Source organism: Streptomyces sp. NPDC058964 (genome assembly GCF_042741275.1).
Lineage (GTDB): Bacteria > Actinomycetota > Actinomycetes > Streptomycetales > Streptomycetaceae > Streptomyces.
This window is the reverse complement of the sequence record NZ_JBHYKH010000455.1, coordinates 1952-7436: the sequence shown is the minus strand read 5'-3', so window position 1 is coordinate 7436 and position 5485 is coordinate 1952. Positions and strand designations below refer to the sequence as shown.

Annotated in this window: 5 protein-coding genes; 2 read left to right on the top strand and 3 right to left on the bottom strand. The window is 73.2% G+C overall.

Annotated features, from left to right (window positions below; genetic code table 11):
- On the top strand, positions 1-1456 hold a 1456-nt coding region (locus tag ACFW2E_RS36740), incomplete at its 5' end, for a PQQ-binding-like beta-propeller repeat protein (protein ID WP_384473328.1).
- Between the two features lie 143 nt (positions 1457-1599).
- Here the strand turns inward: ACFW2E_RS36740 and ACFW2E_RS36735 are convergent.
- Genes ACFW2E_RS36735 through ACFW2E_RS36725 form a run of 3 tightly spaced genes read right to left on the bottom strand, consistent with a single transcriptional unit; the run spans position 1600 to position 3956 of the window.
- The gene (locus ACFW2E_RS36735) at positions 1600-2379 is read right to left on the bottom strand and encodes an enoyl-CoA hydratase/isomerase family protein (protein WP_384473326.1); all 780 of its coding nucleotides are present in this window, start codon (positions 2377-2379) and stop codon (positions 1600-1602) included.
- Positions 2376-2795: a Zn-ribbon domain-containing OB-fold protein gene (locus ACFW2E_RS36730; protein WP_384473323.1), complete on the bottom strand. Its 420-nt coding sequence runs from the start codon at positions 2793-2795 to the stop codon at positions 2376-2378. Before ACFW2E_RS36730 ends, ACFW2E_RS36735 begins: the two co-directional genes overlap by 4 nt.
- A gap of 6 nt (positions 2796-2801) precedes the next feature.
- Positions 2802-3956 (bottom strand): lipid-transfer protein, encoded by a 1155-nt coding sequence (locus tag ACFW2E_RS36725; protein ID WP_384473320.1) that lies wholly within the window; start codon positions 3954-3956, stop codon positions 2802-2804.
- A gap of 102 nt (positions 3957-4058) precedes the next feature.
- Here ACFW2E_RS36725 and ACFW2E_RS36720 point away from each other — a divergent pair.
- On the top strand, positions 4059-5485 hold a 1427-nt coding region (locus ACFW2E_RS36720; protein ID WP_384473317.1), incomplete at its 3' end, for a FadD3 family acyl-CoA ligase.

Sequence of the window (5485 nt, the reverse complement as noted above, 5' to 3'; positions counted from 1 at the left end):
GGCCAAGCCCGCGCCCGTCGGCCCGCGCAGCGGCGGACGCGGCGGACCCGGGGTGCCGCCCCCGCCCCCGCACGACCCGGTGGTCCCGGCCCCGCCCGTCCCGGTCGGCGCGCCCGTGGGAGCGCCCGACACCGGCCCCGTCCGGCTGGCCGGGGCGCAGGTGCCCATCGGTCCCGGCCCGCGCGTCGCCGACGCCCGCGCGGCCGCCGTCAAGGCACCCCCGCCGGAAGCCGGACTGGTGGCCAACTGGTCCCGCCCCCGCCCCGGCGTCAACGGCGCCGACCCCGCCGTACCGGCGGCCCCGCCCGTGGCCCCGGAGACGGCGGCCGGCTGGCGCCCCTGGCGCTTCCGCATGTCCAACGACGTCTGGGGCACCCCGTCCGTCGACGGCGACCTCGTCTACGTCACCTCCTTCGAGGTGCACGCCCTGGACGTGGCCACCGGCCGCCGCCGCTTCAAGACCCGGGACGTGGCCTGGTCGATGGCGGTCGCGGACGGCCGTATCCATGCCTCCGACGGCCCCACCCTGTTCGCCCTGGAGGCCCGCGAGGGCGGTGACCTGTGGCGGCTGTCCACCGAGGCCTGGGTGTACTCCCTGCACGCCGACCGGGGCACGGTCGTCACCGGCACCCGCGGCGGCGGCGTCCAGGCGTGGGAGGCCTCCACCGGGCAGAAACTGTGGGAGATCACCGGCTGCCAGACCGACTTCGAGTCCCCCGAGGCCGGGCCCGCCGTCCACGACGGCACGGTCTACGTCTGGCAGGACGCCCGGCTGCGCGCCCTGGAGGCCCGCACGGGCGAGGAGCGCTGGTCGTACCCGATCGGCGACGCGGCGTCCTGCGGCGGAGTCCCCCTCCGGATCACCCACGCGCCCGACGGCTACGTCTACGTCTCGGCCGGCAGCCGCGTGCTGGCGGTCGATGTGGCGGGCGGCATGGTGCGCTGGCACTTCGAGGCCCCGGCGGTCTTCCTCAGCCCGCCCGCCTTCGTCCCCGGCCCCGCGGTCACCGGCGGCGGCATCTACCTCGCCGACTACCTGGGCACGGTGTACGCCCTCGACGCCACCGACGGCCGGGACCGCTGGCGCATCGCGACCGAGGCCCGCGCCTCCGTCGAGCCGGTCCTGGTGGCCGCGGGCCACGTCCACGTCGGTAGCGGCAAGGGCCTCTACACCCTGGACGCGGTCACCGGCACCCCCAAGTGGCGCTTCCAGTCCGGCGGCGACATCGTGGGCGCTCCGGCGGTCGCCGAGGGGCGCATCCACTTCGGCTCCACCGACCACCTGCTCTACACCCTCAAGGCCGACGACGGCCGGCTGAGATGGAAGCTGGCCACCGGCGGCGAGATCACCGGATCACCCGTGGTGAAGGACGGGGTCGTGTACGCGTGCAGCAAGGACCGCTGCGTCTACGCCCTGGACGCGGAGAAGGGGACGGGCACCGCGCGCACGACCTGAGCGGTGGAGCACGGGGACGGCCGTCGTACCAGTAGTCGCACGGAAGGGGCTGTGGACGGCGGCCGTCGTTCCTGGGAGCACAGCGTTCCGCTCCGCTCACTGCAGACGCTACGCCCCGTGTCCGGCGCTCGCACCCCGTGACGTCAGCGGGTACGGAAGTCCTGCCGTCCCCGCCCGGCGAACAGCTCCGCCTGCCGCTCGCCCGGCAGGTTCCCCAGCGCGATCAGATGCGGCGCCTGCGCGTATCCCTGCGCCCGCGCCGCCTCCCCGGCCGCCCACAGCGCCCGTACCGTGCCCTGCACGGCCTCCGGCGGGTGCCCGGCGATGACGGTCGCACAGCGTACGGCCGCCGCCAACGCCCCGCCGGGCTCGGTGACTTCGGAGACGAGCCCGATCTCGTGGGCCCGCCGGGCCCCGATCCGCTCGGCGTTGCCCATCAGCACCATCCGCGCGACCTCCCCGTACGGCATGCGCTGTGCCATCAGCAGCGACTCGTACGCGCTGACCATGCCGTACGTCGTGTGCGGGTCGAAGAAGGCGGCGGTGCTGTCGGCGACGACGAAGTCCGACTCCCCGAGCAGATAGAAGGCGCCCCCGCAGGCCATTCCGCGCACGGCGGCGACGACGGGCTTCCACAGGTCGTTCGTCTTCGGGCCGATCGCGATCAGCGGATCGTCCTGCATGTACGGCGACGAGGGCTGGGGCACCACGGCGTCCCGGTCCAGACCGGTGCTGAAGGCCCGCTCCCCGGCACCGGTGAGCACGACGGCCCGCACCTCGTCGTCGAACCTCAGTCCGCGCCAGGTGTCGGCGAGTTCCCTCGCCATGGCCAGATCGATGGCGTTGAGCCGTTCCGGCCGGTCGAGGGTGACGACGGCGACTCCGGTGTCCTTGTCGGCGCTGACGCTCAGGGTGCCGCTCATGGCCGCTCCAGGATCCACTGCGGCAGCCCGCCTACGGGATCGAACACCGCCTGCACCCGTGCGCCGATCCGGACCCGGCTCTCCGCGACGGAGTCGAGCGCCGCCCCGGCCTCGCTGACGAGACTGCCCACGAGCCGTATCCGGGGCAGCTCGTCGAGCTCGACGAGGACGACGTTGTACGGCGCCAGCGCGGCGTAGTCGGGCAGCAGCGGCGGATGGGGACGGACGTACGACCAGATGCGTCCGCGCCCTTCCGTCTTCCGCCACTCGCTCACGAAGGACCGGCAGTACGGGCAGCAGGGCCGGGGCGGGAAGCGGGGCTCGCCACAGTCGCCGCAGGTCTGGACGCGCAACTCGCCCCGGGCGGCGTACTCCCAGAAGGGGGCACCGTCGGAGTCGGTGACGGGAGACAGCACGGGGGATCAGCTCCTCAGCAGCAGAGCGGACGTGGGAACCCCCTCGCCCGCGGTGACCAGGCAGGTGGAGGCCTGCGGGACCTGGGCGGTGCTGGTCCCGCGCAGTTGCTTCACGCCCTCGTTGATGAGGTTGAAGCCGTGCACGTACGCCTCGGAGAGCCCGCCTCCGCCCGTGTTGAGCGGCAGCCGCCCGCCGATCTCCAGGGCGCCCCCCTCGGTGAACGCCCCGCCCTCACCCCGCCCGCAGAAGCCGTAGCCCTCCAGCGACAGCGGGATCAGCGGGGTGAACGCGTCGTAAATCTGGGCGACGTCCACGTCCTCGGGCGTGAGGTCGGCGTGCTTCCACAGATGGCGGGCGGCGGTCCAGGCCGGGCCGGTGAGGGGGTCGTCGTTCCAGTAGTTCACCATGCCGTGGTGCTGGGCGGGCAGCCCCTGGGCGGCGGAGTGGACGTACACGGGCGCCTGCCGGCAGTCCCGCGCCCGCTCGGCGGAGACGACCACACACGCCAGGGCGCCGTCCGTCTCCAGGCAGTTGTCGAAGAGGCAGAGCGGCTCACTGATCCACCGGGAGGTCATGTACATCTCGCGGGTCAGCGGCCGTTCGTACATGATCGCGTCCGGGTTCTGGTTGGCCCGGTTCCGGCAGGCGAGGGCGACGTTGAAGAGATGATCCCTGGTCGCGCCGTACTCGTGCATGTAGCGACGGGCGAGCATCGCGATCTCGTCGACCGGCCGCAGGAGCCCGAAGGGCCGGGTCCACTGGGCGGGCGTGGGCAGCTGCACGGCGGTGTTGGTCCACGGCCGCGGGCCGCTGCCCCGCTTCCGGGACCGCCAGGCGACGCCCACGGTGGCCTGCCCGCTCGCGATGGCGGCGGCGAGGTGTGCGACGGTGGCGCAGGAGCCGCCGCCCCCGTACCCGACCTTGCTGAAGAACGTGAGGTCCCCGAAACCGACGGCCTTGGCGAGCTCGACCTCCTCCGTCTCCTCCATGGTGAAGGAGGCGAGGGCGTCGACCTCACCGGGGTCGATCCCGGCGTCGTCGAGGGCGGCGAGAACCGCACGGCAGGCGAGGGTCCTCTCGTCCTCCGGCAGGCGTTTGGCGAAGGCCGTCTGGCCTATGCCGACGATGGCGGTGGCGTCCTTGAGCCCTGAACTTCCCATGCCCTGCGCACCTCCGGGACGCTCTCCAGCTGCTGACAGCCCGTCAGGCTACAGCTAATCTGACGGACAGTCAGCTATGCATTGCGGAGGGGCTGGTTGGTCGTGCGCGGTGACATGGAATGGGGCAGCATCCCGGGCCTGGTCCGGTCGGCGGCGGAGCGGCACGCGGACGCCGAGGCGGTGGTGGAGGGCCGTACCAGGATCTCGTACGCGGAACTGGGCGCGCGGGTGGAGCGCGCGGCGGCGGCCTGCGTCGCGAGCGGGCTGGAGGTCGGCGACCGGGTGGCGATCTGGGCGCCCAACTCCCTGGACTGGATCGTCTCGGCGCTCGGGGCGGTGTCGGCGGGCGCGGTCCTGGTTCCGCTGAACACCCGGTTCAAGGGGACGGAGGCGGCGGACGTGCTGCGCCGCAGCGGAGTCCGGCTCCTGTTCGTGACGGGCACGTTCCTGGGCACGTCGTACGTGGCGTCGCTGCGCCGCGCGGCGGGGGACGGGGACGGAGCGGGTCCCCTGCGCGGGCTTCCGGCACTGGAGCAGGTGGTCGTCCTGGCCGACGACGCCCCGGCCGACTTCCGGACCTGGAAGGACTTCCTGGCGGCGGGGGAGGGCGTCGGCGCCGCGGAAGTGCGGCGCCGGGCGGGCGAGGTGGACGGCTCCTCCCTCTCGGACATCGTCTTCACGTCGGGTACGACGGGCCGCGCGAAGGGCGCGACGATCACTCACGCGCAGACGCTGAGGGCGTACGAGATCTGGGCGGACCTGGCGGGACTGCGCTCGTCCGACCGCTATCTGATCGTGAACCCCTTCTTCCACACCTTCGGCTACAAGGCCGGGGTGATCGCGTGCCTGATGCGCGGCGCGACGATGATCCCGCAGCCGGTCTTCAACGTGGACACGGCGCTCGCGAACATAGCGGCGGAGCGGGTGTCGGTCCTGCCGGGTCCGCCGACCCTGCACCAGTCGCTCCTCGACCACCCGGCCCGGGACGCGCACGACCTCTCGGCGCTGCGCCTGGTGGTGACGGGCGCGGCGGTGGTGCCGCTGCGGCTGGTGGAACGCCTGCGCGGCGAACTGAACGTGGACACCGTCCTGACGGCGTACGGCCTGTCGGAGGCGAGCGGCATCGTCACGATGTGCCGCCGCGGGGACGATCCCACGGTGATCGCGTCGACGTCCGGCCGCGCGATACCCGGAACGGAGGTGCGGGTGGACGCGGCACCGGGACAGCCCGGCGAGGTGCTGGTCCGCGGCTTCAACGTCATGCGGGGCTACTACGAGGACGAGGCGGCGACGGCGGAGACGATGACGGCGGACGGCTGGCTGCGGACCGGGGACGTCGGGATCCTGGACGACTCCGGCAACCTGCGCATCACCGACCGCCTGAAGGACATGTTCATAGTCGGCGGCTTCAACGCGTACCCGGCGGAGATAGAACAACTCCTGGGCCTGCACCCCGACGTGGCCGACGTGGCGGTCATCGGCGTCCCGGACGCCCGCCTCGGCGAGGTCGGCAAGGCCTTCGTGGTCCG

Bases quoted from the DNA above. Each gene is read 5' to 3' on its own strand.
- ACFW2E_RS36735 (WP_384473326.1), bottom strand. From the start codon at position 2,379: ATGAGCGGCACCCTGAGCGTCAGCGCCGACAAGGACACCGGAGTCGCC.
- ACFW2E_RS36725 (WP_384473320.1), bottom strand. From the start codon at position 3,956: ATGGGAAGTTCAGGGCTCAAGGACGCCACCGCCATCGTCGGCATAGGC.